19 protein-coding genes are annotated in these 25,821 nt (G+C 56.3%); 16 read left to right on the forward strand and 3 right to left on the reverse strand.

The window, feature by feature from the left end; translation table 11 throughout:
• The first annotated feature begins 39 nt into the window (after positions 1 to 39).
• From urtB to urtE, 4 genes are read left to right on the forward strand one after another with little or no spacing between them, the layout of a single operon-like run.
• The gene (gene urtB / locus ACR0NN_RS05830) at positions 40 to 1,992 is read left to right on the forward strand and encodes an urea ABC transporter permease subunit UrtB (RefSeq protein ID WP_170723215.1); all 1,953 of its coding nucleotides are present in this window, start codon (positions 40 to 42) and stop codon (positions 1,990 to 1,992) included.
• A 3-nt stretch (positions 1,993 to 1,995) separates the two neighbouring features.
• A complete protein-coding gene (gene urtC / locus ACR0NN_RS05835) occupies positions 1,996 to 3,225 on the forward strand; it encodes an urea ABC transporter permease subunit UrtC (protein WP_170723216.1) in 1,230 nt (409 codons plus the stop codon).
• On the forward strand, positions 3,222 to 3,962 hold the full coding sequence (urtD, locus tag ACR0NN_RS05840) for an urea ABC transporter ATP-binding protein UrtD (RefSeq protein WP_170723217.1): 741 nt from the start codon (positions 3,222 to 3,224) through the stop codon (positions 3,960 to 3,962). The genes urtC and urtD overlap by 4 nt, the downstream gene beginning before the upstream one ends.
• Before the next feature lie 3 nt (positions 3,963 to 3,965).
• Positions 3,966 to 4,661: an urea ABC transporter ATP-binding subunit UrtE gene (urtE, locus tag ACR0NN_RS05845; RefSeq protein ID WP_170723218.1), complete on the forward strand. Its 696-nt coding sequence runs from the start codon at positions 3,966 to 3,968 to the stop codon at positions 4,659 to 4,661.
• A 133-nt stretch (positions 4,662 to 4,794) separates the two neighbouring features.
• Here urtE and ACR0NN_RS05850 read toward each other — a convergent pair whose 3' ends face one another.
• On the reverse strand, positions 4,795 to 6,411 hold the full coding sequence (locus ACR0NN_RS05850; protein WP_170723219.1) for a GMC family oxidoreductase N-terminal domain-containing protein: 1,617 nt from the start codon (positions 6,409 to 6,411) through the stop codon (positions 4,795 to 4,797).
• Positions 6,412 to 6,648: 237 nt separating this feature from the next.
• Here ACR0NN_RS05850 and ACR0NN_RS05855 point away from each other — a divergent pair, with 237 nt between their 5' ends.
• The 12 genes from ACR0NN_RS05855 (at position 6,649) to ACR0NN_RS05910 (ending at position 23,494) form a co-directional block, all read left to right on the forward strand.
• Positions 6,649 to 7,881, forward strand: coding sequence for a TRAP transporter substrate-binding protein (locus tag ACR0NN_RS05855; RefSeq protein ID WP_170687649.1), 1,233 nt, complete (start codon positions 6,649 to 6,651; stop codon positions 7,879 to 7,881).
• 78 nt (positions 7,882 to 7,959) lie between these two features.
• Positions 7,960 to 8,625: a TRAP transporter small permease subunit gene (locus ACR0NN_RS05860; RefSeq protein ID WP_170687650.1), complete on the forward strand. Its 666-nt coding sequence runs from the start codon at positions 7,960 to 7,962 to the stop codon at positions 8,623 to 8,625.
• On the forward strand, positions 8,625 to 9,983 hold the full coding sequence (locus ACR0NN_RS05865) for a TRAP transporter large permease (protein WP_170723220.1): 1,359 nt from the start codon (positions 8,625 to 8,627) through the stop codon (positions 9,981 to 9,983). Before ACR0NN_RS05860 ends, ACR0NN_RS05865 begins: the two co-directional genes overlap by 1 nt.
• Before the next feature lie 11 nt (positions 9,984 to 9,994).
• Entirely contained in the window at positions 9,995 to 10,774 is a 780-nt protein-coding gene (locus tag ACR0NN_RS05870) for an IclR family transcriptional regulator (protein ID WP_170723221.1), read from the forward strand.
• Positions 10,775 to 10,931: 157 nt separating this feature from the next.
• On the forward strand, positions 10,932 to 12,572 hold the full coding sequence (locus tag ACR0NN_RS05875; RefSeq protein WP_480684099.1) for a thiamine pyrophosphate-dependent enzyme: 1,641 nt from the start codon (positions 10,932 to 10,934) through the stop codon (positions 12,570 to 12,572).
• Positions 12,572 to 13,762, forward strand: coding sequence for a pyridoxal phosphate-dependent aminotransferase (locus ACR0NN_RS05880; protein ID WP_170723223.1), 1,191 nt, complete (start codon positions 12,572 to 12,574; stop codon positions 13,760 to 13,762). Before ACR0NN_RS05875 ends, ACR0NN_RS05880 begins: the two co-directional genes overlap by 1 nt.
• Positions 13,762 to 15,105, forward strand: a complete 1,344-nt coding sequence (locus ACR0NN_RS05885) for an MmgE/PrpD family protein (RefSeq protein WP_170723224.1) — start codon at positions 13,762 to 13,764, stop codon at positions 15,103 to 15,105. The genes ACR0NN_RS05880 and ACR0NN_RS05885 overlap by 1 nt, the downstream gene beginning before the upstream one ends.
• A gap of 69 nt (positions 15,106 to 15,174) precedes the next feature.
• The gene (locus ACR0NN_RS05890; protein WP_170723225.1) at positions 15,175 to 16,080 is read left to right on the forward strand and encodes a LysR substrate-binding domain-containing protein; all 906 of its coding nucleotides are present in this window, start codon (positions 15,175 to 15,177) and stop codon (positions 16,078 to 16,080) included.
• Positions 16,081 to 16,620: 540 nt separating this feature from the next.
• Positions 16,621 to 16,785 (forward strand): RSP_7527 family protein, encoded by a 165-nt coding sequence (locus tag ACR0NN_RS05895; RefSeq protein ID WP_170723226.1) that lies wholly within the window; start codon positions 16,621 to 16,623, stop codon positions 16,783 to 16,785.
• 370 nt (positions 16,786 to 17,155) lie between these two features.
• Positions 17,156 to 18,652 (forward strand): trimethylamine methyltransferase family protein, encoded by a 1,497-nt coding sequence (locus ACR0NN_RS05900; protein WP_170723227.1) that lies wholly within the window; start codon positions 17,156 to 17,158, stop codon positions 18,650 to 18,652.
• Positions 18,653 to 18,656: 4 nt separating this feature from the next.
• Positions 18,657 to 21,074, forward strand: a complete 2,418-nt coding sequence (locus tag ACR0NN_RS05905) for a GcvT family protein (protein WP_170723228.1) — start codon at positions 18,657 to 18,659, stop codon at positions 21,072 to 21,074.
• 5 nt (positions 21,075 to 21,079) lie between these two features.
• Positions 21,080 to 23,494 carry a GcvT family protein gene (locus ACR0NN_RS05910; protein ID WP_170723229.1) on the forward strand — a complete coding sequence of 805 codons (2,415 nt, stop codon included), beginning with the start codon at positions 21,080 to 21,082 and terminating at the stop codon, positions 23,492 to 23,494.
• A gap of 34 nt (positions 23,495 to 23,528) precedes the next feature.
• On the opposite strand, the gene ACR0NN_RS05915 is transcribed toward ACR0NN_RS05910, so the two are convergent.
• Together ACR0NN_RS05915 and ACR0NN_RS05920 are read right to left on the reverse strand one after the other, a co-directional pair.
• On the reverse strand, positions 23,529 to 24,527 hold the full coding sequence (locus ACR0NN_RS05915; RefSeq protein ID WP_170723230.1) for a helix-turn-helix domain-containing protein: 999 nt from the start codon (positions 24,525 to 24,527) through the stop codon (positions 23,529 to 23,531).
• Positions 24,528 to 24,551: 24 nt separating this feature from the next.
• Positions 24,552 to 25,811, reverse strand: a complete 1,260-nt coding sequence (locus tag ACR0NN_RS05920; protein WP_170723231.1) for an aminotransferase class V-fold PLP-dependent enzyme — start codon at positions 25,809 to 25,811, stop codon at positions 24,552 to 24,554.
• Positions 25,812 to 25,821: the final 10 nt, after the last annotated feature.

The raw sequence follows: 25,821 nt of genomic DNA on the forward strand, positions 1-25,821 counted from the left end.
ATGCCCGCCTTGCCCTAAAGACACCTCGGGTTTCACCACATGTTACGACTATTCCTTGCGGGTCTCGCATTCGTGTGCGCTTGCCTGACCGCCAACGCGCAACAGGGCGGTCTGCAACCGATCCTGCAAGAGCATCAAGAGATCATCGCCAAAAGCTCGCGCAAGACGATTGGACCCGCGATTGATGCGATTGCCTCTAGCGGGTTGCCTCAGGCACAGGTGATGCTTGAGACATGGGCTGCCAAGAACATGTGGATGCGCAAGTCAGACGGCTTGTTCTTTGCCGGCAAGAAGGATGAAGGGCGCACCTATGAGTTGACCGACTTTGATACCGGAGAGGTTGTCGGCACGTTCGAGAAATCCGACCTGAAGCAATTGAAACCCAACAGCGGCATTCGCGCGATGATCGGGACTGCTCTGGTGCAGTTCCAACTGACTGATCCAGACCGCGCTCGGCGGCTGGCCGCTTTGCTATCCATCCAACGCGATCCCGAAGGGGCCTTGCTGGAGCCCCTGCGGGCGTCGATTGCCGATGAACCCGACACGGACCTGAAAGCCCAGAAACAACGCCTCGAACGGTTGCTGACGATTGGATATGACGCCGACACCACGGCGCGTGTGGCCGCGATTGAGCAAATGTCTGACGATCTTGGCGTCGACGTCCGTGGCGCTTTGAACCCAGTGATCGCGACGACGCGACAGGCGGCAGCCGAACTACCATCTGATGCGAATATCGCTGACGTATTGGAGCCGGGTTCCAGCGAGTTGTCGCGCGATGAGGCCTACAACTTGCTGGTCACTGGTGATCTAGCATCCCCGCAGGTTTCACCTGATGATATCCGAGCAGCTCTTGCGGCCAATATTGAGGGTGGCCGCGTTGGTGACATTCCGGTCGCGCAACTGAATACGGACGCTGCGCGCGCTCGGGCCTATGCGGCTTTGGCCGCGGTCGGTGTTGTACCCGCCTTGGTGACCGAGGCCGACATAGATGCGGCACTGGCTGAACATGTGTTCTTTGATATCTACACCGAGCCCTCACCCGAAGTGACCGCTGCCGCAGTGCTGGCACTGGAACAGATCGAGTTGAAGGTCGGCCTGAACCAAACCCTCGATCTAACGCTGGACGCAATTTCTCTGGCCTCGATCTATTTCCTTGCCGCCATCGGTCTGGCCATCACCTTTGGTGTGATGGGCGTCATCAACATGGCCCATGGCGAGTTCATCATGATGGGCGCCTACACCGGTTACGTCGTACAACAGTTCATCTCCGACCACACGCTTTCCATCGTCGTTGCCATCCCGATGGCTTTTGCCATCACCTTCGCAATGGGCGTCGCGATGGAGCGGCTGGTGATCCGTTGGTTGTATTCACGCCCACTGGAGACTCTGCTGGCGACGTTTGGCATTTCGATCGCATTGCAACAGTTAGCCAAGAACATTTTCGGCACGCAGGCTCGCCCGCTGACCGCGCCGGGCTGGCTAGATGGGGCCTGGGTGCTGAACGATGTGGTCTCGATCAGCTATATCCGTATCGCGATCATTGTGCTGGCGATGATCTTTCTGGGGCTGTTTCTGTACATCATGAAACGCACCCGGCTGGGGCTTGAGATGCGCGCTGTGACCCAGAACCCGCGCATGGCTGGGTCGATGGGGATCAACCCGGAGCGGGTGAATATGCTGACCTTCGGTCTGGGCTCGGGTATCGCCGGGATTGCCGGGGTCGCGATTGGTCTGTTCGCCAAAGTCACCTCGGACCTGGGCAGCGATTACATCGTGCAGAGCTTCATGACCGTCGTCGTCGGTGGTGTCGGCAACATCTGGGGTGCTCTGGCGGGCGCGGGTATGATCGGTTTTCTGCAGAAAGGGATCGAATGGGCCAACCCTTCGAACACCCTGGCCGCGCAAACCTATATGATCGTTTTCATCATCATTTTCATTCAATTCCGGCCAAGGGGCATCATCGCCCTCAAAGGTCGCGCGGCGGGGGATTGAGCCATGGAACGCAGTTTTGTCGCCAAAAACCCCTCGGTGCTGGTCTTTCTGGCCATCCTGTCCCTGTTCACTTTGGGCGTGACCGTCCTGTCCGAAGGGTTCGGGATCGGTGTCATCTCGACCAGCTTCGTCAAAACGCTAGGCAAAACCTTGTGCCTTTGTCTGATCGCGGTGGCGATGGATCTGGTGTGGGGGTTCACTGGCATCCTGTCTTTGGGTCATTTCGCCTTTTTCGGGTTGGGCGGGTACATGATCGGCATGTGGCTGATGTACGAGCGCACGCGCCTGATAGTGGTCGAGTCACTATCGCAAGCCGAAATCCCACCCACACCTTCCGAGGTCGTGGACGCTATTGGCACACAGATTTTCGGCGTCGTCGGGTCGTCAGAATTTCCGCTAGTCTGGGCCTTCTCGGACAGCCTGTTCCTGCAACTGGCGCTGGTGGTGTTAGTGCCGGGTCTTCTGGCGCTAATCTTCGGATGGCTGGCCTTCCGAAGCCGAGTGACGGGCGTGTACCTGTCGATCCTTACCCAAGCGATGACCTTGGCGCTGGCACTGTACCTGTTCCAGAATGACAGCGGCTTACGCGGCAACAATGGCTTATCTGGCTTGCAGAACCTTCCGGGTGTCACAGCCTCGCAGGATGTGGTATCGGTCTGGTTTCTCTGGGCCTCGGCGCTAGCCTTGGGGCTGGGCTATATGCTGGCGGCGTGGCTCGTATCAGGCAAGTTCGGCTCAGTCATTCGTGGCATTCGCGACAATGAGGCGCGGGTGCGGTTCCTCGGCTATTCGGTCGAGGTCTACAAGCTGGCCGTCTTCACCCTGACTGCCTGCATCGCCGCCATCGCGGGTGCGCTCTATTACCCACAGGCGGGCATCATCAATCCTGAAGAAATGGCGCCCATCGCGTCGATCTATCTGGCCGTTTGGGTTGCCATCGGCGGGCGTGGTCGACTGTATGGCGCGGTCATAGGTGCAGCTTTCGTCAGCCTGCTGAGCACGTGGTTCACCGGCGGGCAGGCCCCCGATATCCCGTTGGGCTTTTACACGATCAAATGGGTCGACTGGTGGCAGGTCCTGCTGGGCGTATCATTTGTGCTAGTCACTCTGTTCGCCCCGCAGGGGATCGGAGGCCTTTTCGATCTCTGGACCAATCGCCGCGCGCCGCTGCGCCACGGCGCGACCCTTGGGCCTGACGATGGGGCGCTGCGCGAGAAGGAGGCCAGCGAATGAGCACTTTGTTAGAAGTGAGTGGTGTATCTGTCACGTTCGACGGTTTTCGAGCCATCAACAACCTGTCATTCCAGATTGGTAATGCGGAACTCCGTGCTGTGATCGGGCCGAACGGGGCGGGCAAGACGACTTTCATGGACATTGTCACCGGCGAGACCCGACCCGACGAAGGCCACGTGATCTGGGGCGAGAAATCCATATCGTTGCTACGAATGAGCGAGGCGAAGATTGCACAGGTAGGCATCGGCAGGAAATTTCAGAAACCGACAGTGTTCGAAGACCAGACTGTGCAGGAAAACCTGCTGATGGCTCTTAAAAACAAGCGCGGTTGGCTCGGGGTTCTGTTTTATCGTCCTTCAGCGGAGGATCTGAAGCAGGTTGAAGAATTGGCTGCCGAGATCGGGCTGAAGGAGGAGTTGAATCGTAAATCCGGTGAACTCAGCCACGGTCAGAAGCAGTGGCTGGAAATTGGGATGTTATTGGCACAAGAACCCCGCTTGTTGCTGGTCGACGAACCTGCCGCCGGGATGACGCCACAAGAACGCGAACATACGACCGACCTGCTGGTGCAGGCCGCCAAGACCCGCGCCGTGGTTGTGGTGGAACACGACATGGAATTTGTCCGCCGCCTGAACTGCAAGGTCACGGTCCTACACGAAGGATCGGTTTTGGCAGAGGGTTCACTGGATCACGTCACTTCAAATCAAGACGTCATCGACGTTTATCTAGGACGCTAAGCGATGCTGAAACTGACCAACCTGACCCTGCATTATGGGCATTCGCAAATCCTTAACGGCATTTCGATGGAGGCCGCGACCGGAGAGGTGACTTGCGTGATGGGAACCAATGGTGTTGGGAAAACCAGCTTGATGAAAGCGATATCGGGAACGCATCCACGCTCGGGTGGTGACATCTCGCTGAACGGAGAAAGCTTACCCCGATTATCCGCACACCAGATGGCATGGAAAGGCGTCGCCTATGTTCCGCAGGGTCGGGAAATATTTCCATTGCTCTCGGTACGTGAAAACCTGGAAACCGGTTTTGCTTGTCTGCCATCTGACGAACACTTCATCCCGGATGGGATTTTTAATTTATTCCCTGTCCTCAAGAAGATGCACAACCGTCGCGGGGGTGATCTTTCCGGCGGGCAACAGCAGCAACTTGCGATTGCGCGCGCGCTGATTACAAAGCCCAGGCTTTTGCTGTTGGACGAACCCACAGAAGGCATTCAGCCCAACATCATCCAACAAATAGGTGAGGTGATACGGCATCTGAGAACAAGCGGCGAAATGGCAATTGTCCTAGTCGAACAGTATTTCGATTTTGCATATGATCTTGCCGACCGTCTTGTCGTGCTGCGCAGGGGCGAAGTCATTGCAAACGATATCCGCGCAAATCTGACTCGTGATGAGGCTTTGCAGGCCGTATCAGTTTAGAACTTAATGCGGCCGTTCAGTATCGTCGTAGCCCAGTTTACCAATATGGATGCTGAGCATTTGCTAAGAAAAGCAGGCGCGTTGTCGGGGGCAATTAGATCAGTTGCCGCCCTGAACGATTGCATCAAAGCGATCAAACCGATTGCTTGCGGTCTTCCAGAACAAGATCGCTACATTTCTCACCAATCATGATCGAGGGTGCATTGGTATTCCCGCTGATGATGTCAGGCATGATCGAGGCGTCTGCTACGCGCAAACCGGCAATCCCGTGAACGCGAAGTCGCGGATCCACCACCGCCATGTCATCGATACCCATTTTGCAGGTCGACGTCGGGTGGTAAATTGTCTGAGCCAAATCGCGTGCCGTTTCAAGGTGTTCTTCATCCGTTTCGACCCGACCTTCGGGAACATGCTCGCGTACAATGAAAGGTGACAGCGCCTTGGTTTTGGTCATGGCACGCGCGAATTTGACGGCACGGATCGCGCAGAGTTGGTCTGCTGTCGCGGACAGATAGTTTGGCACAATTTTCGGATAAACATGCGCATCCGGTGACGAGACGTGAATATGACCCCGGCTTTCGGGGCGTAACTGACACACGGAAGATGTGAATCCCGAGAACGGATGCATTTCAATCCCGGGCTTGTCGGCCGAAAGCGGTTGGAAATGGAACTGAATGTCTGGTGTGTCCAGCCCTTCCATCGACTTGGCAAATATAGCGACCTGAGACGCGCCAAGGCTCATCGGTCCTGTCCGGCGCAGGGCGTATTCGATGCCGATACCTGCACGGTTGATCAAGTTGTTGATCGCATCATTCAAGGTCGGCACGTTGACTTCGTAAACCAGTCGTATCTGCAGATGATCCTGCAGGTTCTCACCGACACCGGGCAGTTTATGACGGGTCTCTATCCCGGCTGCTTGCAACACCTCAGGGTTGCCAATGCCCGAGATTTCAAGAAGTTGCGGTGAGCCAATCGCGCCCGCCGACAAAATGACTTCGCCACCCGGATTCAGAAAAGCCTTCTGCGGCGTGCCTTTCCGGTCATAGGCAATGCCTGTCACAGTCCGGGGTTCATCGGTCGCGAATAACAAACCCTTTGCGTGGGCATGGGTTTCGATGTCGAGGTTGTTCCGGCTGTCCTTGATTGGCGTCAAAAATGCTTTGGCCGATGAGCAACGGAAACCACCCTTTGCTGTTTGGTGAAAATACCCTGCGCCCTCTTGAGTGTTCCCGTTATAATCGTCGGTTCGTGGCACACCCATTTCGACTGCGGCATCAATAAACGCTTCTGAGATCTTGGATTTGGCGCGGATCAGCGAAACGGCCAGTTCGCCGTCCTTGCCATGTAGGTCAGAGTCAGACTCTTCGTGGTTTTCTGAGCGCTTGAACAGTGGTAATACGTCATCCCAGGACCAACCGGTGTTACCCAATTGGGCCCAACGGTTATAGTCCTCCTTCTGCCCGCGTACATAGAGCAACCCATTGATCGAGGACGAACCGCCCAACACTTTGCCGCGCGGCCAGTCGAGCGAGCGATTGTTCAAGCCGGGATCGGGTTCAGACTTATAGCACCAGTCCGTTTTGGGATTGTGGAGCGTTTTGAAATATCCAACCGGAATATGGATCCAGGGGTTCAAATCTCTACCGCCTGCTTCCAGTAGCAAGACACGGATATTGGGATCGGCAGATAGCCTGTTCGCGATCACGCATCCGGCAGAACCTGCACCTACGATTATGTAGTCATACGACATTTCTGAAACCGAATTTTTGGCAGTGGGAGCGTTGGGAGAAACGCAGATTTTCTGCGAGGCGAGACCGGATTCGACCCATTAGTCTGTGAATGGAAAAGCCTAAGAAGACAGAAGCGCCCGTTATCTCCATTTCGGTCCCTCATCATTTGAGTCGAAAAACATCTATACAATTTGAGTCTTTTAAGCTAGCTTTTTTGATACTAAACGTCTCATTTTTTGCTATCAGGGAGGTAAGCAATGGAGATCGGTAAGAAACTGAGCGGTATTTCGCGTCGGGATTTTTTCCGGGTCGCAGGCCGCTATGGCATGAGTTCCACTTTGTTGGCGGCTGGAGGTTTCGGAGGCGCGATGAGTCTCGCAAATCTGGCTCAAGCTGCTGAATCAACTTACGAAAAACGGTTCTCGAAAGAAGCCAAGCACACGCTGAAATTTGGTGCCTCGGGCTTCAACACACGAAATCTGCTCATCGAGCGTGCCGGTGCGATCGAATTCGCGCGTGATCTTGAAGAACGCACTGACGGAGAGATTCGCATTGAGTTCATTGGCGACAACCAGATCTGCGGCCAGCTGAGCTGTGTTGAGAAAACCCAGCAGGGTATTGTCGACATCTATGCGGCCTCGACGCAGAACTCAGCCGGTGGCGCGCCGTATCTGAACGTCTTGGACTACGCTTATATGTTCCCCAGCCGCGCGGCTCAGTATCACTTCTTCTATAGCCCCGAAAGCCAGCGCATTCTGCGCGAGCCTTTGGAAAAACGGCACGGGCTGAAGTTCCTGTTTACGCATTGTGAACTGCGTGGCCTGCAGATGGGTTCGACATTCTCTGACAAGCCGACGGTCACCAAGCTGGAAGAGCTGTTCGGCACGAAAAACCGCGTGACAGGGACACAGCTTGGCCGCATTGCAATGCAGCTGCTGAACCTGAACCCGGTGCCCGTGGCTTGGGAAGAGACACTGGACGCATTGAAAACCGGTTTGATTGATGGTGCAGAAACCTGGGCCTCGGCCGTGGCATATGCCAACATGGCGCCTGTTGTGTCACAATCTGTGAACCTCAAGTTCTTCTGCGGAACCGAACATACTTCCATGTCGGCCAAAGTCTTTGATGGGCTGAGCGGCGAATTGCAGGATGCGGTTATGGAATCCTCATATTTCACGCAAGCTCTGATTCAGGGCGCAAACGAAGCGGCGCTGTTGAATACAGTTGGTTTCTCGGAGCCGCAGCTTCCGGATACGATCTTCGCTGAAAACGGCGTACGCCCGGCCTTCCTGCCGGATGATCAGATCAAACTGGCCGAAGAAATGTGCGCTCCGAACTACAACCCGGAACCTTGGGCACAGTGGCGTGAGCGCCTGAACAAATGGGCCGGTGGCATCGATACCTACCAGGAAATCTACGACATTGCGCGAGAAATCCCTGCAGATACACTGCCGGAAAACGTCGAACCGCGCCGTTGGTGGAAGTCCTAAGATAGCGGATAATTTGGGCGGTCTTGGATCAGGACCGCCCAAATTAGCACAAGAAGACGAGATGGGAGGGAAGGTGCAATGTCTCTTTGGGCAGACATCGGTACGATTTTTGGTGCATTTCTGAGTCAGGATTCGTTTGAGATTCAATCCGCCTTACAATCAAATGCTGCCTGGGTGGTGGGTGCGGTGGTTGCTGCGATCGGCGGACTTGCAGTGTTGGCTCTGTATCGTGCCTCACCATTCATCGAGCGCCACCTTGAGCGATCGGTTATGGTGTATTCCTATCTGGCCATCGCACTGATCATCTTTTGGGGGGTCATTGATCGCTTTGTCTTTAATGACCAAGAGCCTTGGTCCACCACAATTCCTCCGCTTCTGTTCATGGTCATGGCTTGGTTTGGGGCGTCTTACAACGTAAGACTGCGCACGCACCTTAGCTTCAGTGAATTTCGCACCGCCATGCCGCGCGGCGGGCAATTGGCATGTCTGTTCCTGGACGCGATATTATGGTTCATCTTCGCGGTCATTATCATCGTTACGACCTCACGTTTGGTGGCACTTTCGGCCTCAAACTTTCAAATCGTTCTGGGCACCGACAATGTCATGCAGTGGTGGTTTTTGCTGGCCGCGCCGTTGTCGTTTTTTCTGATGGTAGGGCGTGTGTTCCAGAACCTCGCAGATGATCTTCACAATTGGAGAACGGGCGAACCGCTCATCAAACAAGCTGTGATTGGGGCAGACTGATGGCAGATGGAACTTTGGTTACGCTGATCTCTTTAGGGGTCACCTTTTTGTTCATGCTGGGTGTCCCGGTGTTCCTGGTTATCGGGTACTGGGTGATTGGCTGCTCGTTCGTTCTGGGCCTGACGCTGGACAATATGGGCGCGGAGTTGTTGAACGTGTTCAACAAGGGCTTTGCCCTGCTTGCGATGCCGCTGTTTATCCTGACCGGCGACCTGATCAACAAATCCGGTATTGCGCGGCGACTGAGCGATTTCGCTTATGCCTGTCTGGGCTGGATACGCGGCGGTTTGGCAATGGCGTCGCTGGGGGCATGCGGTCTGTTCGCTGCAATCTCGGGGTCAAACTCGGCCACCACCGCGACGATTGGATCGATGTTGCACCCCGAGATGGTCAAGGGTGGCTATGATGAGAGGTTCAGTGCTGCCACAGCGGCTGCAGGTGGGACCGTGGGGATCATTATCCCGCCTTCGATTATCTTCATCGTTTACGGGTTCCTCATGAACCTGCCGATTTCCGAATTATTCGTGGCTGGCATTTTGCCTGGGGCACTGATGGTCATGGGTATGCAACTGGCATGCTGGATCATCTGCCGCATGAATGGTTGGGGCCACCTGATCCCGCTGCAACTGAACCGCATTCTGAAAACCGCATTCGGTGCATGGCTGGGTTTCTTCGCCATCGGTCTGGTTTTGTGGGGAATCTACACGGGCAAATTCTCACCGACCGAGGCGGCTGGTGTAACCGTCGGGTTCTGTGTCATTGCCGGTCTGGTCAGCTATCCGATCAACCGGATCATGGGCGCGCGGAACGACATTCCACCCACCGAGAAGAGCTTTGCCGAAATGTTCGTCGTCGAAGGGTTTACCGTCCCCGAGATACCATCGATCGTTATCCGTTCGGCTCAGATCACCGGCATCCTCGCTCCGCTGATTGCCGTATCGGTAGTAATGCAGCAAATCCTGTCTTTGCTTGGTGCACAGCAAACCATTGGGGATTTCGTAACGTCAATGGGCGGATACTATGCTGTTCTGTTTACGTCGATGGTGATTGTCTTCTTCTCAGGCATGGTGCTTGAGAGCCTTCCGGTGACCATCATCCTTGCTCCGATCCTTGCGCCAATTGCGGCCTCGGTCGGAATTGATCCGATCCATTTCTCGGTGATCTTCCTTGTGGGGGCATCCATCGGCTTTATCACGCCACCTTATGGTCTGAACCTCTATGTCGCTTCTGGCGTAACCGGAGTGCCGTATTTCCGACTGTTGCGGTATACGGTTCCTTATCTGGCTGCGTTGCTGTCCGTCTGGATAATGGTTTCGCTGGTACCTGATCTGGCCTTGATCCTGCTGCCAAATAACTAGAATGTGGCAGGATGGCCGAGCTAGATGCACAAGACAAAGAAACACAGATCCCGACAAACCTGCGCCTGTTGCTGATCCTGGAAGAGGTCGCAAAACGTGGCGCAGCCGTCAAACCGTCAGACCTGATTGATGCATTGGGTCTGGCTAAACCAACCGTACATCGGTTGCTGCAGACAGCCGAAGCCGAGGGTTTCCTCCAACGCGATCTGGATGGGCGCTCATACGGACCGGGCCGGCGATTGCGACAGCTTGCGGTTAACACCATCTCGACCGAGCATCTTCGTATTGCACGTTTGGCGATCTTGCGCAGTGTCGCTGACGAAGTCGGCGAGACCTGCAACCTGGCGATCCCGGACCGGGAAGGAATGATCTATCTCGACAGGGTCGAGACCAAGTGGCCGCTCAGAATCCAGCTGCCGATCGGCACTCAGGTACCGTTTCATTGTACAGCCAGCGGCAAGATGTACTTATCTACATTAAGGCCAAAGACATTGAACGGCTTTTTATCCGCAGGACGACTTACCCCCCAGACAGAGCGCAGTTTGACAGATCCCGAAACCCTGCGAGCCGAGCTAAGACAAGTCCTTGCGAATTCCTATTCAACGGATGACGAGGAATTCATGCCTGGTATGGTCGCAATCGCCGTACCGGTTCTGGACGGGCATGACCGATTGGCAGCGACGCTCTCTATTCATGCACCTGTACAACGTCACTCTGTCGAAAGCTTGTTGACGCATCTAGAGCTGCTACGAGACGGTGCTGATAATTTATCCAATATCATCGTCAGCTGATCTTTTGATGAGCTTTTTAAGCGGCGCTCACTGAACTTTAAAGTGCCGATCTGGCATCCGCCTGCGACGGGATGAATTTGATTCAACCCGATCGTGAGATTTTCATTTTTGGATTCGCGCCGCTGCTGAAACAAGGATGGGAAAAGGAGAAATCGCGATGCGGACAGGTGGACAGGTTCTGATCGACATGCTGAGGATTAACGGCGTCGAAGCCATTTTCGGCGTTCCCGGCGAAAGCTATTTGGCCGCGTTGGATGCGCTGCATGATTGCTCGAATACGTTGAAATACTATACCACCCGGCAAGAAGGTGGCGCGGCATTCATGGCGGCGGCCTATTCGGATGCCACCGGCAAACCCGGGGTGTGTTTCGTTACACGTGGGCCGGGTGTCACCAACGCATCGATAGGGGTGCACACCGCGCAGCAGGGCTCGACCCCTTTGATTTTGCTGGTCGGTCAGATTCCGCTCACGCATCGCGATAAGGAAGCGTTCCAAGAGGTCGATTATCGACGCTATCTGGGCCATATGGTCAAATGGGTGGCTGAAATCGATGACCCGGCCCGCATTCCTGAATATGTGAACCGCGCATTCCGCACGGCGCTGTCCGGTCGTCCCGGGCCAGTGGCGCTGGCTTTGCCAGAGGATATGCTTGCCGAATTCACTGACACCGCCGATCTGCCGCAGGTGAAACTGACGCCCACAGCACCTACGCATGCGGACTTAGAACAAGTGGCCGAGCTACTCGCCAAAGCAGAGCGACCGCTCTTGCTGTTAGGCGGGACCTGTTGGACCAAAGAAGGGCAGGCTGCCGTAATTCGGTTTGCCGAAGATCATGGGCTTCCAGTTGCAGTTGGCTTCCGTCGTCAGGGTCTATTTCCACATGATCATCCGAACTACATCGGCAACTTGGGATTTGGTGGCAACCCGATGCCGAACGCGTATGCAAAAACCGCTGATCTGGTGATTGCGTTGGGAGCGCGCTTGAATGACGGTACCACGCTGAAGTTCAGCCTCATTAATTCTCCGCAACCGAATTGCGAATTGATCCATATTCTACCGGGGGCCGAAGATTTGGGGCGGCTGTATCAGGCCGATCTTCCGATATTGGCTGATCCGAATGAGGCGGCGAAATCTCTGGCACTGCTACAGGTGGCCAAGCGTCACTCGGCTGCAGATGCGCGTTCCGAATATGAGGCGATGCGCAACTTGCCGGTACAGCGCGGTCCCGTGGACATGGCCGAGGTGATGCGTGTTATCAACTCCACCTTGCCGCCCGAGACGACGATGACCACCGGCGCAGGCAATGCCGCCGACTGGCCCAATATCCACTATGCCTATCGTCAGTTTTTGGGTGCTCTGGCTCCGATCTCGGGTGCGATGGGAATGGGTGTTCCAGCGGCCGTTGCGGCAAAGGTTGCGCGCCCGTTCGCGCCAGCCGTCTATATTGCCGGGGATGGTGATTTTCTTATGAACGGGCAAGAGCTGGCGACGGCAGTGCAATACGGGCTCGATCCGGTTTTCATCATTGTCGACAACGGCATGTATGGCACCATTCGAGGTAATCAGGAACGCAAGCACCCCGGTCGTGTTTCCGGCACCACGTTGAAGAACCCCGATTTTGCGGTTGTGGCACAGGGCTATGGCGCACATGGTGAGCGGGTGGAAACCACTGCTGAATTTGCCCCTGCCTTGGAACGCGCTTTGACTTCGGGCAAAGCGTCGGTCATCCACATTCTTGTTGGGTCAGAGAGCCTGGGCCCAAATCAAACACTAGCTGATCTTGCGGAGGCGTCGTGATGCTGTCTCAACTGGTTGATGCGTTGCCACCATCACCGATCATTGGCGTGTTCAACAAAGCGTTTGAAATGCGCCAGTCCGGTGCTGACCTCATAGACTTCTCGGTTGGTGAGCCAGATTTCGACACACCCGCCCATATTTGCGAGGCCGGAATTGCGGCGATCCGTGCCGGGGACACGCGTTACACTCCGACCGATGGCAAAGGGTCCGTAAAGGCAGCTGTGATCGAGAAGTTTCAACGCGACAATGGACTGACCTTTGCACCTTCTGAAATCATCGTGTGTTCCGGGGCCAAACCTCTATTAGCTGCAGCCATTCAGACGGTATTGAATCCAGGGGATGAGATGATCTTGCCTGTACCGCTCTGGGCATCTCATCTTGGAATGGTGCAGGCCGTGGGTGGAGCGCCAATGCTGGTGGATACGGCAGAATCATCTTTCAAATTGACCCCCTCGGCGCTGGAAGAGGCGATTACACCCAAGACCCGGCTTTTGATGATCTGCTCTCCGTCCAATCCGACCGGAGCGGTTTATTCGGCGGCCGAGCTTACAGCGCTGGCAGCAGTTCTGCGGCGGCATCCTCAGGCCAACGTCATCTCGGATGATCTCTATGAGCATATCATTTTCGACGGGGCAGAATTCGCGACTCTGGCGGCCGTAGCACCCGATCTGCGTGACCGGATTCTTACCGTCAATGGGGTTTCAAAATCTTACGCAATGACCGGTTGGCGCATTGGATTTGCGGGTGGTCCCAATTGGTGGACCGCAGGTATCCGAAGTCTGTTCAGCCAGACCAATGGCGGACCGTGCTCGATCAGTCAGGCAGCAACGGTTGCTGCTCTGACGGGACCGCAGGACTTTCTGAAACAGTGGTGTGATACCTATCAACGCCGTCGCGATATTGCTTTGACCGAGTTATCTGAAATCGAAGGTTTGTCTACGCAAATACCGGGGGGCGCGTTTTATCTTATGCCAAATTGTGGCGCGTTGCTGGGCCACACTACGCCTGACGGTCATAAACTAAAAAGTTCGACTGACTTTGCGGCCTATCTGCTGGAGCATGGCGCGGTTGTCGTTCCTGGGCCGGGATTCTCGTGTGATCCGTTCTTCCGAATGTCGATCGCAACGTCCGAGGCGAACATCGTCGAAGGGATCAAACGCATGAAATCTGCTGTGGAGAGGTTGTGTTGATGGCACCAAGGTTTGATCAATTCGCATCTGATTTAACCTACGGTGATCTGCCAGAGGCCGCCTTGTGGACTCTGCGTCGATCGTTTGTCGATACAATGGGTGTCGCGGCCGTCGGGTCGACGACCGAACTGTCAGGCATTGTACGCCGTGTTGCACCCATGATCTTTGGCTCTGGCACATCCGGGTCGGCAAAAATGCTGATGGATGGGCGCGCGGTCAGCCCTGTTGGCGCGGCCATGGCGGGGGCATTCACGGTTGACAGTATCGACGCCCATGACGGTACGACGCCGTGTAAGGGGCATGCAGGATCGGCTGTTTTTCCCGCGCTGATCGCCATGACGCAGGCACATGGCACAAATATCGACGGCAAGCGGTTCGCTGAATTGCTCGCGACAGCTTATGAGGTTTCGTATCGCGCAGGGCTCGTTCAGCATGCTACCTGCGCCGACTATCACACCTCAGGTGCTTGGACTGCGGTGGGAGTCGCCGCGGCGGGCGCCAAGCTTTTGGGTGGCGATGTAGATCAAATCCGGCAGGCAGCCGGGATCGGGGAATATCACGGTCCGCGCAGCCAGATGATGCGCTGCATCGATCACCCGACCATGCTTCGCGACGGAGTTGGTTGGGGTGCGCCATCCGGTGTGACAGCCGCTTATCTGGCGATGGAAGGGTTTACCGGTGCCCCGGCGCTGACATGCGAGAGCGAGGAGGGGGCCGAATACTGGGCTGATCTTGGCGCCGGTTGGCGACTGATTGACCACACGCATTATAAGGCCTACCCCTGCTGCCGTTGGGCCCATCCTTCGATGGATTCCGTTCGGGACATGATGCGTCAACACGGCTTTACCCACGAGCAAGTGGACAGTGTCGATATTCGCACCTTCCACTATGCCACGCGCTTGGCCGGGCATGAGCCGCAAAATCCCGATGAGTTCAGCTATGCGATCGCATTCCCCGTAGCCGCAATGATTGTGCGGGGTCAGGTTGGTGTCGAAGAGCTAAGCCAACAAGCGCTTCAAGATCCGGACATCTTGCGCGTCAGCCGCTCTATCAAACTGATCGACGACCCTGAGATGACCCGCATTAGCACCGAAAAACGCTGGGCTCAGGTGACGATCACGTTAAAGGATGGTCGCAAGATTGAGGACGCTCCGCGCACGCCGCGTGGAGATGCTGATATGCCGCTTAGTGATCAACAGATCACGGAAAAGTTCTACCTCTTGGCTGAACCAGTTCTGGGCAGCGCGCGGGCCCGGGAAATCCACGAATTATCCTCTGGATTCGATCATCTGAGCGTATCCGAACTGCGGCATCTGCTGGATCTTTGTACCAATAGCACATGAGCCCTAAGGACTGGGATGGGTGAATAAACTGCATTAGTCTTCGAGCATTACGCGTTTCCGGAGATACAGATGTCACGCAAGATCCCGCCCTTTGCCGCAATCCGGGCGTTTGAGGCTGTTGTCCGCTTGGGCCGCAATGTGGAAGCTGCTCGAGAACTGAACATCAGCGCTTCGGCCGTTAGCCATCAGATACGGTCGCTGGAAGCATTTGTTGGTGCGCCGCTTTTGAAACGCCGCGCAAACCAGACCGCAGAATTGACCGAAGAAGGCAAAGTGATCTTCGAACCCGTCCGTCAGGCGCTGGACACGCTTGATGCGACCTTTGCCCGATATACCGCTGACAAAAACGACCAGACGGTTTCGGTCCACATGTTCCAGTCCCTCGCCAACATGTGGTTTATCCCGAAACTACCGCATCTGCGCGAGGCCGCACCAGGCATCACCGTCAACGTTGTTACCATGCCCGAGGAAATCTCGCTCAGCGGCAGCGAAGTTGATATGGCCATCGTCTTTGCAGACAAGCCTCCGCAAGACGCACGGTGTATCAAACTGTTTGATGAGGTGATTCAGCCAGTTTGTTCTCCTAAATACCTAGCCGCACGGGGATTGGTTCCCCAACCCGAAGAAATGGCATCAGAACCGCTGATCCGAAGCCGACATCACGCAAATGAATGGGATCGATGGTTTTCTGCCGTCGGGTTGAGCCAGACTTCATGGAAACCGATCGCCGAGATGGATAATCGCTCCAACACATTGCAGGCGGCCCACAGCGGTTTGGGTTGGGCAATGGATCGCCGCCCGTTTGGAGAGGAAAGTCGACGCAAAGGGCAGCTTGTTGCACCGTTCGAGTTTAACCTGCCAACTGGTAACGCATATTATCTTCTGACTTCCTACCGCGCAGACGGATCCCGCGCGGTGACCCAGTTTCGCAATTGGCTGCTGCGTATTTGTGCCAAAGAATTCTTGCCTAGCTAACCCTCTGGAAATTTGTTCCGAGAGGGACTTCGAGCCATGGTGATCTTGTAAGTACGTAGAGCATCGTGGCTAATTTCTTCGAGCTTATTGATTGGTTTCGGCGCGCTCACTTGCCAAGGCAGGAAGATTTTCATTCCCCCGGCTGTGCGAGCAGATCGGCGCGCGCAGAAGTGATATGTGCGATCACAGCCAGTAGGAACGGTCCGGTGGACGGCAACGATCTCAGCAGGCAGCAAGGTTAGCAGCTCTGCCAGGGAGCTGGAGTTTGACGATTAATCCAGAACTGAACGATGGGGATGGAACTGTGCAAAAACTGTATCCCGGTTGCCAATAGCGACGATAGTTTCTTCGCACGATTCTAGATAAAATTAGGATGAAACTCAGCAAAGGATCTCGATCCAACCAAGCGGCTACAGTCGCGATTCTATTTTGGCTAGTTGGTATCCGCTGTGTGCATAGCGGGTTCTCGATAAAACACGGTGCTGAGTTGATCGCGATCACTATATCATCGCTGTGACGCAATCAAATTGGAGTATTCAAATGCTGAACGGTGAATACAAAGTGATCTCGAACGATGAGTTGGATCGTCTGATTGTAGAAGCTCACCAGATGCGCAGCGAGCATATCGGCGCTTTGGTTTCCAGTAGTTTACACACCTTTGCCAAAGCGTTTCGCCATGTGTTTGGCCGTGCTCAGACGACCTGAGCATCGGCTGTACTTTTTCACATTCTAAATACTTGATCCGCAATCTGACCCTTGTGAATGAGGTCGGATAGGTATCTGAGCCAGGGTCACGTGGCTACTTACTTGCCAGGGTAACCTGACGGCAATTCTAACCTCTGTCTTTTGGCTTGGTGCCGCCTTTCGGGCCACAGCAGAGTCTGCGCACTTACCTCAATTGCCTGCGACGCCCTATTGCCGCTTAAATCTCTGCTGCAATACTACATTGTCGGGCCCGCCAATAGGTTATGGCTTTGAGTGAATATCATTCACCAAGAATGGAAAATAATGGAATTGAGCTAAATTTAAGCCCTCCATAAGATGCGCAAAAATGAACTTTGCCGAGGGCGCTCTCATGAGGCGTACAAGAACCAAACGGGGTGCCAAATCAACAGCCCCACAAATGACAGCTCCACCAATTGGTGGACGCTTTATGCCGCTGGATGATGCCAAGCTTAGGCATATAACTGATACGGCCTTTGACATTCTGGCTCGCATCGGCGTTTCAGGTGCGCCCAATGATATCCTTGAACTGGCGCTGGAAAACGGGGCGACCGAACGCGAAGATGGGCGCATAGTCTTCTCGCGCGATCTTGTTGAGGATGTGATTGCAAAGGCCTGTAAACGGATTGAATTGCCAGGGTTTGTTCGCGACCGAGGCATCGAGGTTGGCGGCGGTCGGGTTCATATCGGGACGGGTGGCGCCGCTGTACAGATATTAGATGCCCCCACTAACACGTTCCGCGACAGTACGCTGCAGGACCTCTACGATCTGATGCGCATCGTCGACGCAAGTGACAGCATCCATTATTCGTTGCGACCGGTTGTGGCGCGGGATCTCGAAGACCCGCTGACGCTGGACATCAACACGGCCTTTGCCGCGATGAAGGCAACGTCAAAACCCATCGGCACAAGTTTCTTTGAGCCCGCCAACGTTGCGCCTGTGATCGAGATGTTCGACCAAGCCTTGGGCGGAGAAGGCAGTTTCAAAACGCAGGCTTTCTGTTTCGCTTCGGTTTGTCACGTGGTGCCTCCGTTGACGCTGGCCGAGGAAGCCTGTGGCGTGATGCGCGAATGTGTTCGGCTGGGCATGCCGCTGCAAATCTGTTCGGCGGCGCAGGCAGGTGCGACCAGCCCGGCGTCACTGGCGGGGGCCTTGGCGCAAGGTCTGGCAGAGTCATTGGCGGGTCTTGTCCTGGTCAACATGATGCAGCCGGGTTTCCCCTGTATCCTGGCCTTTCTGCCGTTTATCTCGGATCTGCGCACCGGGGCCATGACCGGCGGTTCCGGCGAGGCTGCGGTCGCCAACGCGGCGGCTGCGCAGTTGCTGTTGAATCTGGGCCTGCCCTCAACCGTTTCCGCCGGGATGACAGATGCCAAAACGGCGGATGCACAATCCGGATATGAGAAAGGTTATACCATCGCGCTGGCAGCCCAGGGCGGTGCAGACATGATCAACCTGTCGGTGGGCATGTTGGGCTCGATCATGGCTGCCAGCAAGGAAGCGTTGGTGATCGACAATGACATGTGCGGTGCCATTCTGCGCACCGTGCGCGGGGTCGAGATGTTTGAAGGCTCCATCGATCTGGACATGATCGAAGAGGTCGTCACAGGAGAGGGTCATTTTCTGGGAACAGCGCAGACGCTGGACCTGATGACCAAGGAATATGTCTACCCTACCCTGGGTGATCGCCAAAGTGTCAACGACTGGTTGGAAAGCGGTGCGCAGACGGTTTGGGATCGCGCCATCGCTCGCGTGGCCGAGATTGAGGCTCAACCTGCACCGTCGCACCTGCCCGCTGATATTGAGGCCGCGCTGCGCGCGCGCCTGCCCATTCATCTGAAAGCCTGAAGCCATGAAAAGCCAAGCCAAAGTCGTGATCATCGGAGGCGGCGCCGTTGGTGTGTCGACCCTGTATCACCTCGCCAAAGCGGGTGTGACCGACACTTTGTTGATTGAGAAAAATGAACTGACCAGCGGTTCGACATGGCACGCAGCGGGCAACATTCCGACCTATGCCAACAGCTGGGGCGGAATGCGTGCGGGCAACTATGCGTGGCGGCTGTACAAGGATCTGGCCGACGAGGTCGATTACCCGATCACGTATCGCCACACTGGAGCCATTTGGCCCGCACACACGCCCGAGCGTATGGACCTGTTCCGCCACCTCGTCGGAATCTCCAAAGGGCTGGGATATGACATGGCGATGCTGACCCCGTCCGAAATGGATGACATGCATCCTTATTTCAGTTCGGGTGACAGCATCATTGGCGGGATTTTCGACCCCTATGAAGGTGACGTGGACCCCTCGCAGCTGACTCAGGCCTTGGCCAAGGGGGCTAGGGACCTTGGCGCATCGATTGCGCGGTTCACAAAAGTCACCGGCATTATGCGCCGCGCGTCGGGTGAGTGGGAGGTCCAGACCGACAAGGGCAATGTGGTCTGTGACATCGTGATCAACGCGGGCGGCTATTACGGTCGTCAGGTGGGTGAGATGGTCGGGCAGAAACTGCCCGTCGTCACCCTGGAGCACCAGTACCTTGTCACCGAAAGCCTGCCCGAGCTTGAGGCCAACTCCGAGAACTTCCCGCTCGTCCGTGACCCGGACATCATGTATTACCTGCGGCGCGAACGGAACGGCCTGCTGCTGGGATCTTACGGCCACGAAGGCCGCCCGGCATGGCTGGACGGAATGCCCGACTGCTTTGCCAATCAACTCTATCCCGACAGCGTCGATGATATCGCCGAAATCCTTGAGGCCGCGCTGGACCATGTCCCGCTGTTGGGTGAGGCTGGTGTCAGCCGGTTTGTAAACGGCCCGATCCCGTACAGCCCCGACGGTGCACCGCTGTGTGGTCCGGCGTTCGGCTTGCCGAATTTCTACCACGCCTGCTGTTTCCCGGTCGGCATTACACATTCCGCTGCGGCGGCAAAAACCCTGACCGAGTGGATCACCCAAGGTGAAACCGAATGGGACATGTCTTTCTGGGATCCGCGTCGCTTTGGCGAAGAATGGGCAACGTTTGACTATACCGTGAAACGGTCCAGCGAGCTTTATGAGCATCAATATGCCATCCCCTATCCGCACCGCATGTGGAAGGCAGGTCGCCCGGTTCAGACCACGCCGCTGTATGACACGCTCCAGTCCAAGGGCGCTGTTTTCGGGCAGGTTGCCGGGTGGGAACGCGCCTTTTGGTTTGAAACGGACAGCGTCAAGGATGATGGCCAGCTCAGCTTTCACCACGAGGTCTGGCATGATGCGGTCAAGGCCGAGTGCGAAGGGGTGCGCGACAGTGTCGGCGTGATGGATCACGGCGGCTTCACCCGGTACGAGGTCGAAGGTCCGGGTGCGACCGCGTTCCTTGATCAGGTGTTTTGCGGAGCGATGCCATCCGTTGGTCGGGTTAAGCTGTCTTACATGCTGACGCCCAAGGGCAAAATCTGGTCCGAAGCCACAATCGCGCGGCTGGATGAGAACAAATACCTGTTGTGCGGTCCGACGCTGGCTGATCAACGCGATCACGACTGGATGTCGCAATTTCTGCCAGATGCCGGGGTCTCTTTGACCCGGGGGTCTGAATTTGACGCGGCCCTGATGGTGATGGGCCCGAAATCACGCGACGTGCTGCAACCGTTGACCGATGGTGATCTGTCAAAAGACGCCGCGCCTTGGATGTCCGTGCGCGAGATCACGATTGCCGGCGCCCCGGTGATCGCCCTGCGCGTCTCATATGTGGGTGAGCTGGGGTGGGAGTTGCACATGCGCAGCGCTGATCTGGTTTCTGTCTACTCCGCCATCACCGAGCAAGGCGTAGATCACGGTATGGTCGAATTCGGGTCCTACGGGCTGAACGCCATGCGGCTTGAAAAGGGTTATCACGGCTGGGGTGCGGATTTTGGCATCGAATACACTGCCTTTGATGCGGGTCTTGACCGGTTTGTCAGCAAGAAGAAAGACAGCTTTGTCGGGCGTGACGCGTTTTTGGCGCAAGCTGAGCAACCGAAAGACTATCACTTCACTGCCTTCGTGCTGGACGGCCACGGCGCCGACGCTTTGTCCTCAGACCCGATCTGCCGCGATGGCAAGCCCGTGGGCTATGTCAGTTCCGGAGGCACCGGTTTCCGGATCGGAAAACGTATTGCCCTTGGGTACCTGACCGAAGCCGCACAGCCCGGCGAGGTTTACCAGATCGAAGTGCTGGGCGAACCGATCAACGCAACCGTGGCGACGGTTCCGTTCTATGACCCGGAAAACGAACGCTTACGGGGTTGAGAACGATGGCAAAACCCCTACCCAGTGACGTACAAGTCGCCATTATCGGCGGTGGAATTGTCGGCTGTGCCACCGCATACCACCTTGCAAAAGCTGGCTGGTCGGTCGCTTTGCTTGAGCGCAAAAAGCTGACTTCGGGCACCACATGGCACGCGGCTGGATTGGTCAGTGAAACGCAAGGCGTGCCGGTTATGTCGGCGCTGGCCAAATATGGCCTTGATCTGATGGAAAGCCTTGAGGATGAGACCGGTCAGAACACCGGCTTCAAGCGCAATGGTTCGATGACTGTTGCGTTGACCGACGCCCGCATGGAAGAGCTGCGCCGCAAGGTCGACTATGCCCATGGTTGCGGTCTGCGCGCACAAGAGATCAGCCTGTCCGAAGCACAGGATCGCTGGCCCTTGCTGTCGGTAGATGGCGCAAAGGGTGCGTTCTGGTTCCCGGGTGACGGCTATACCAACCCGATCGACACGACCATGGCGCTGGCCAAGGGCGCGCGCATAAACGGGGCGCAGATCTCTGAGGATACCAAAGTCACCCGCGTCGTGATGGAACAGGGCCGCGCCGTGGGTGTTGAAACCGACGAAGGGCTGGTGCGCGCTGAACATGTTGTCAACGCAACCGGTATGTGGTCGCGCGAGTTCGGTTTGACCCATGGCGTCCAGATTCCGCTGCATTACACGAACCATTACTACGTGGTGACAGACCCGATTGAGGGCGTGACCGGTGATTTGCCTGTGCTTCGGGTGATGGACGAATATGCCTATTACAAGGAAGATGCGGGCAAGCTGCTGATTGGCTGTTCCGAACCGAACGCCACCCCGTGGCTGCCGGAAAACGGTTTGCCGGACAGTTTCGAATTTGACGAGCTGCCCTGCGATGAAGAACACCTTTACCCGATCCTGGAAGCCGCCATGGAACGTGTTCCGGCGTTGGCTGAATCAGGCATCCGCAAGTTCTTTAATGGGCCCGAATGCTTTACCCCCGACGCCAAACACTATTTGGGGCCGGTCCCGGATGTGGCGGGGTACTGGGTTGCGGCTGGCTTCAACTCGACCGGTATTCAGAACGGACCCGGGGCAGGCAAAGCGCTGGCCGAGTGGATCATGGCCGGTCACATGACCATGGACCTGACCGATGTTGACAGCAGACGCATTGTGCCGGGCCTGAATGCACGCAGCTACACGGCGACCAAGGCGGCGGAAACGCTTGGCCATGCTTACGCGATGCACTGGCCTTATCTGCGTAAAACTGAGGCCCGAGGCCTGCGCCGCACACCATACTACACGCATTTGCGCGACGCAGGCGCGCAGTTCGGCAGCGCCAATGGCTGGGAGCGCCCGCTGTACTACGGCCGCGAGATGACCGATGGGTTCGGACGCCAGCAATGGTTTGACGACTGGCAGGCTGAGCATCAGGCGTTGCGGTCTGACCTGGGCTGCATCGACCTGACATTTGGCCGGTTCATCGTGGACGGACCGAATGTCGAGGCACATATGCAGCGGCTTTGCGGGGCAAACATGGCGGTTGATCCGGGCGCGCTGATCTATACGCATATGTTCAACGCACAAGGCGGGATCGAGGCTGACGTGACCGTCGCGCGCCTCAGCAAAACGCGTTACTTGGCTATGGCCTCTGCCGGGGCCGAACCTCAAACTGAGTTCTGGTTGAATACCCAACTGGCTGGTTCCGGGATTTCGGTCGTGAATGTGACGTCATCCGAGGCCACGCTTGCGCTGATGGGGCCGCGCGCGCGGGACTTCCTGGCAGGCTTGGCGGATGCTGACCTGTCAAACGACGCCTTCCCGTTTGGATCATGGCAGGCGCTGCATCTCGGCCATGCTCCGGTCCGGGCGCAGCGCATTACCTATGTGGGCGAACTTGGATGGGAACTGCATATCCCTGCCGAATTCGCCCAGCAGCTTTTCGAAACCATCATGGCCGCGCCGAACCCGCCGCGCATATGCGGAGGTATGGCCGTAGACTCCTGCCGGATCGAAAAGGGCTTTCGTCATTGGGGGCATGATATCGGACCCTTTGACAACCCTGTGGACAGCGGGCTGACATTCGCGTGTGATTTCTCGACGAATTTCACCGGCAAAGAAGCGGTCGAAGCGCGCAAATCGGCTGGCGCTGCCAGCCGTTTGCTCAGCTTCCGGCTTGAAGACCCAGATGCACTGGTCTTTGGAAGAGAACCCATTCTTTTCGGAGATCAAATAGTCGGCCGCCTGACTTCGGCCAGCTATGGTTGGACTGTTGGTGGTGCCATTGGCATGGGTTACATTACGCGACCATCAGGTATGCCACTTAGCGAACTCACCGCGCGTCGCTATCAGATCAAAGTGGCTGGTCATTCGGTTCCCGCTCAGGCAAGCCTGCGCGCGCTTTATGATCCTGACAATTCCAGAATGCGAAATTGACCCACAGATTTTGAAATGCAGGGCAGGGCGGAGCTCAGGCTCCGCTCTGTTCTATATGCGGCGAGACGCCAAATTGCCGTCGATAAAGTCGAGAGAAATGACTGGCGGTAGAAAACCCGCACGCCAGCGCCACATCAATGACCCGCATATCGGTTTGCTGTAACAGCCTGCGCGCCCGGTACAGCCTGAGCTCGGTCATATAGTTCTTGGGCGTGCTACCTACATATCGCGCAAAGAGCCGTTCAAGCTGTCGCGTTGAAATGCCGACCTGATCGGCGATCATCGATGTCGGCAAAGGGTTTTCCAGACTGTCCTGCATGACCGCCACAGCCTCAGAAAGTTTCTTGTTCCGATGCGGCAATCGGCAAAGGTCAGTCATGGTTTGGCGGCTGTTACCTGGCCGCATCGAAGAACACAGAAGGTGATCAGCGACCTGATTTGAGGTTTGCGTGTCAGACCTTTCGCGGATCAAAGCCGAAAACAGATCGAGCGTCGCGGCGCCACCGCCGCATGAGATGATGTTGCTTTCATCTTCATATATCGTGCAAACAGGGTCCAGTTTCTGAAAACTCTCCTGAATCACGGGCTGCAAACGCCAGTGTGTGCTGATCCGTCCTTTGTCCACCAGACCAATTCGGACCAGGAACAAAGCACCGCCCCCCAAGCCGCACAAGCGCGCTCCAGTCCGCTTCGCCTTGCGCACCCAGGCTGCGACTTTTTCGGAGGGCGCAGCCCGTAATGAATCCAACGGCCCGCAGATCACGATGCAATCGTCCCGGCGCACTTCAGTCAGCGCACTTTCAACCGCGACCATCATCCCCGACGAGGACTGAACCGGATCGCCGCTTTCGCTAACGATATCCCAATGGAAGATTGGCTCGTCTCTGGCGGTGTTGGCAGCGGACAGCGAGTCAATGCCAGCCCCCAGATCCAACGCCGAGAAGCCGGGCATCACCACGAAGACGAACCGATGCCTGATGGCCCGATTATCCTCGGTGGCGATGTAGTCTTCCTGTGAACGAACCAATCCCATCAGTATGACCTGCCCAGCCTTAAATTAGCCGTCCGGGCCCAGCACTTTGATCGCACCCAGAAGACGGGCGATCTCTTGCTCGGTGTTGTAGTGACAGAACGAGATACGGATACAATCAGGCAGGCCCAACGGATCAAGCACGTTGCCAGAGTAATGATCCGCCTTGCGCGTATGTGTTCGGATGCCCTGCTGGTTCAAAATCTCGACTACATCTTCCGAGGCTTTACCATCGACCACAATCGACACAAGCCCCTCACGCGCGGGGTTGTCACTACCGGCTAGGATCGTCACATGTTCCATATCGCGCAGGCCGGGCAAGTTGCCGGTCCCGTTGATTGCGGCGTTCGTCAGGTGCGTTTCGTAGGCGTGGATCGCACGGCCTGCGGCCTCGATGCGTTTTCTTGGGTCGGTCTCATCCGAAACCTCACCGCCCAGCCAGTCGAAGTAGGACACCACATCCGAAACGGTTGCGTAGGACCCGGTATCGCGCGTTCCGAACTCCCATCCTGTGGCCGGGGCATTGATCAGCATGTCGTGCGGTGTGCTGCTCAGCCGATCAGAAATCCAGGCGATGCCATACCCGTGGCGCGAGAACACCTTGTACGGCGAGATCGCATAGCCATCGACATGGTAAGCGTCCAGGTCCAGCTGCCCATGGGCGGCGTGTTGAATACCGTCAACGATGATCATGCAATCCGGTGCCACGGCGCGAATGGCAGCCGAGATTGCAGCGACGTCCATGCCCATCCCCGTAACGGGAGACGCGTGCAGGATCGTTGCCACGGCCACATCCGGAGTCATCAAGGCAGTATAATCTTCGGCTGTGACCAGTCCGGTTTCGTCGTCATGCGCGACATTCACATAGTCCAACCCTGCGATCTCGGCCCAACGCCGCGCAGCCGAACGGGTGGCGGGATGTTCGATCGAAGAGCCGATGACCTTGGCACCCTTCGGTGCCGCCAGACAGGCTGTGCGGATCAGGCGAAACAGCAATTCGGTGCCGCTCTCTCCCGCAAAGAACTGACCGCTTGACGCATTCATAAAGACAGCCAGATCCTGTTTGGCCTTGTTGATCACATTCTGCGTACCCTGCCCCGCCGGGTTTATACGCCCGGGATTGTCCGGGATCGCCGCGTAAAATGCCGAGGTTTCGGCCACAGACTTCAAGGTCAGCGCGCCCCCTGCGTTTTCAAAAAAGATACGGTCGCCTTGAAAGGGGCAGGTATCGACATGGGCGAACCGGTCGCGGATAGCGTCGATAAGGTCAGGATTTTCTTGGATCATGGGTCAGTCC

The sequence above is a fragment of the Ruegeria sp. BA2 genome (genome assembly GCF_056539605.1).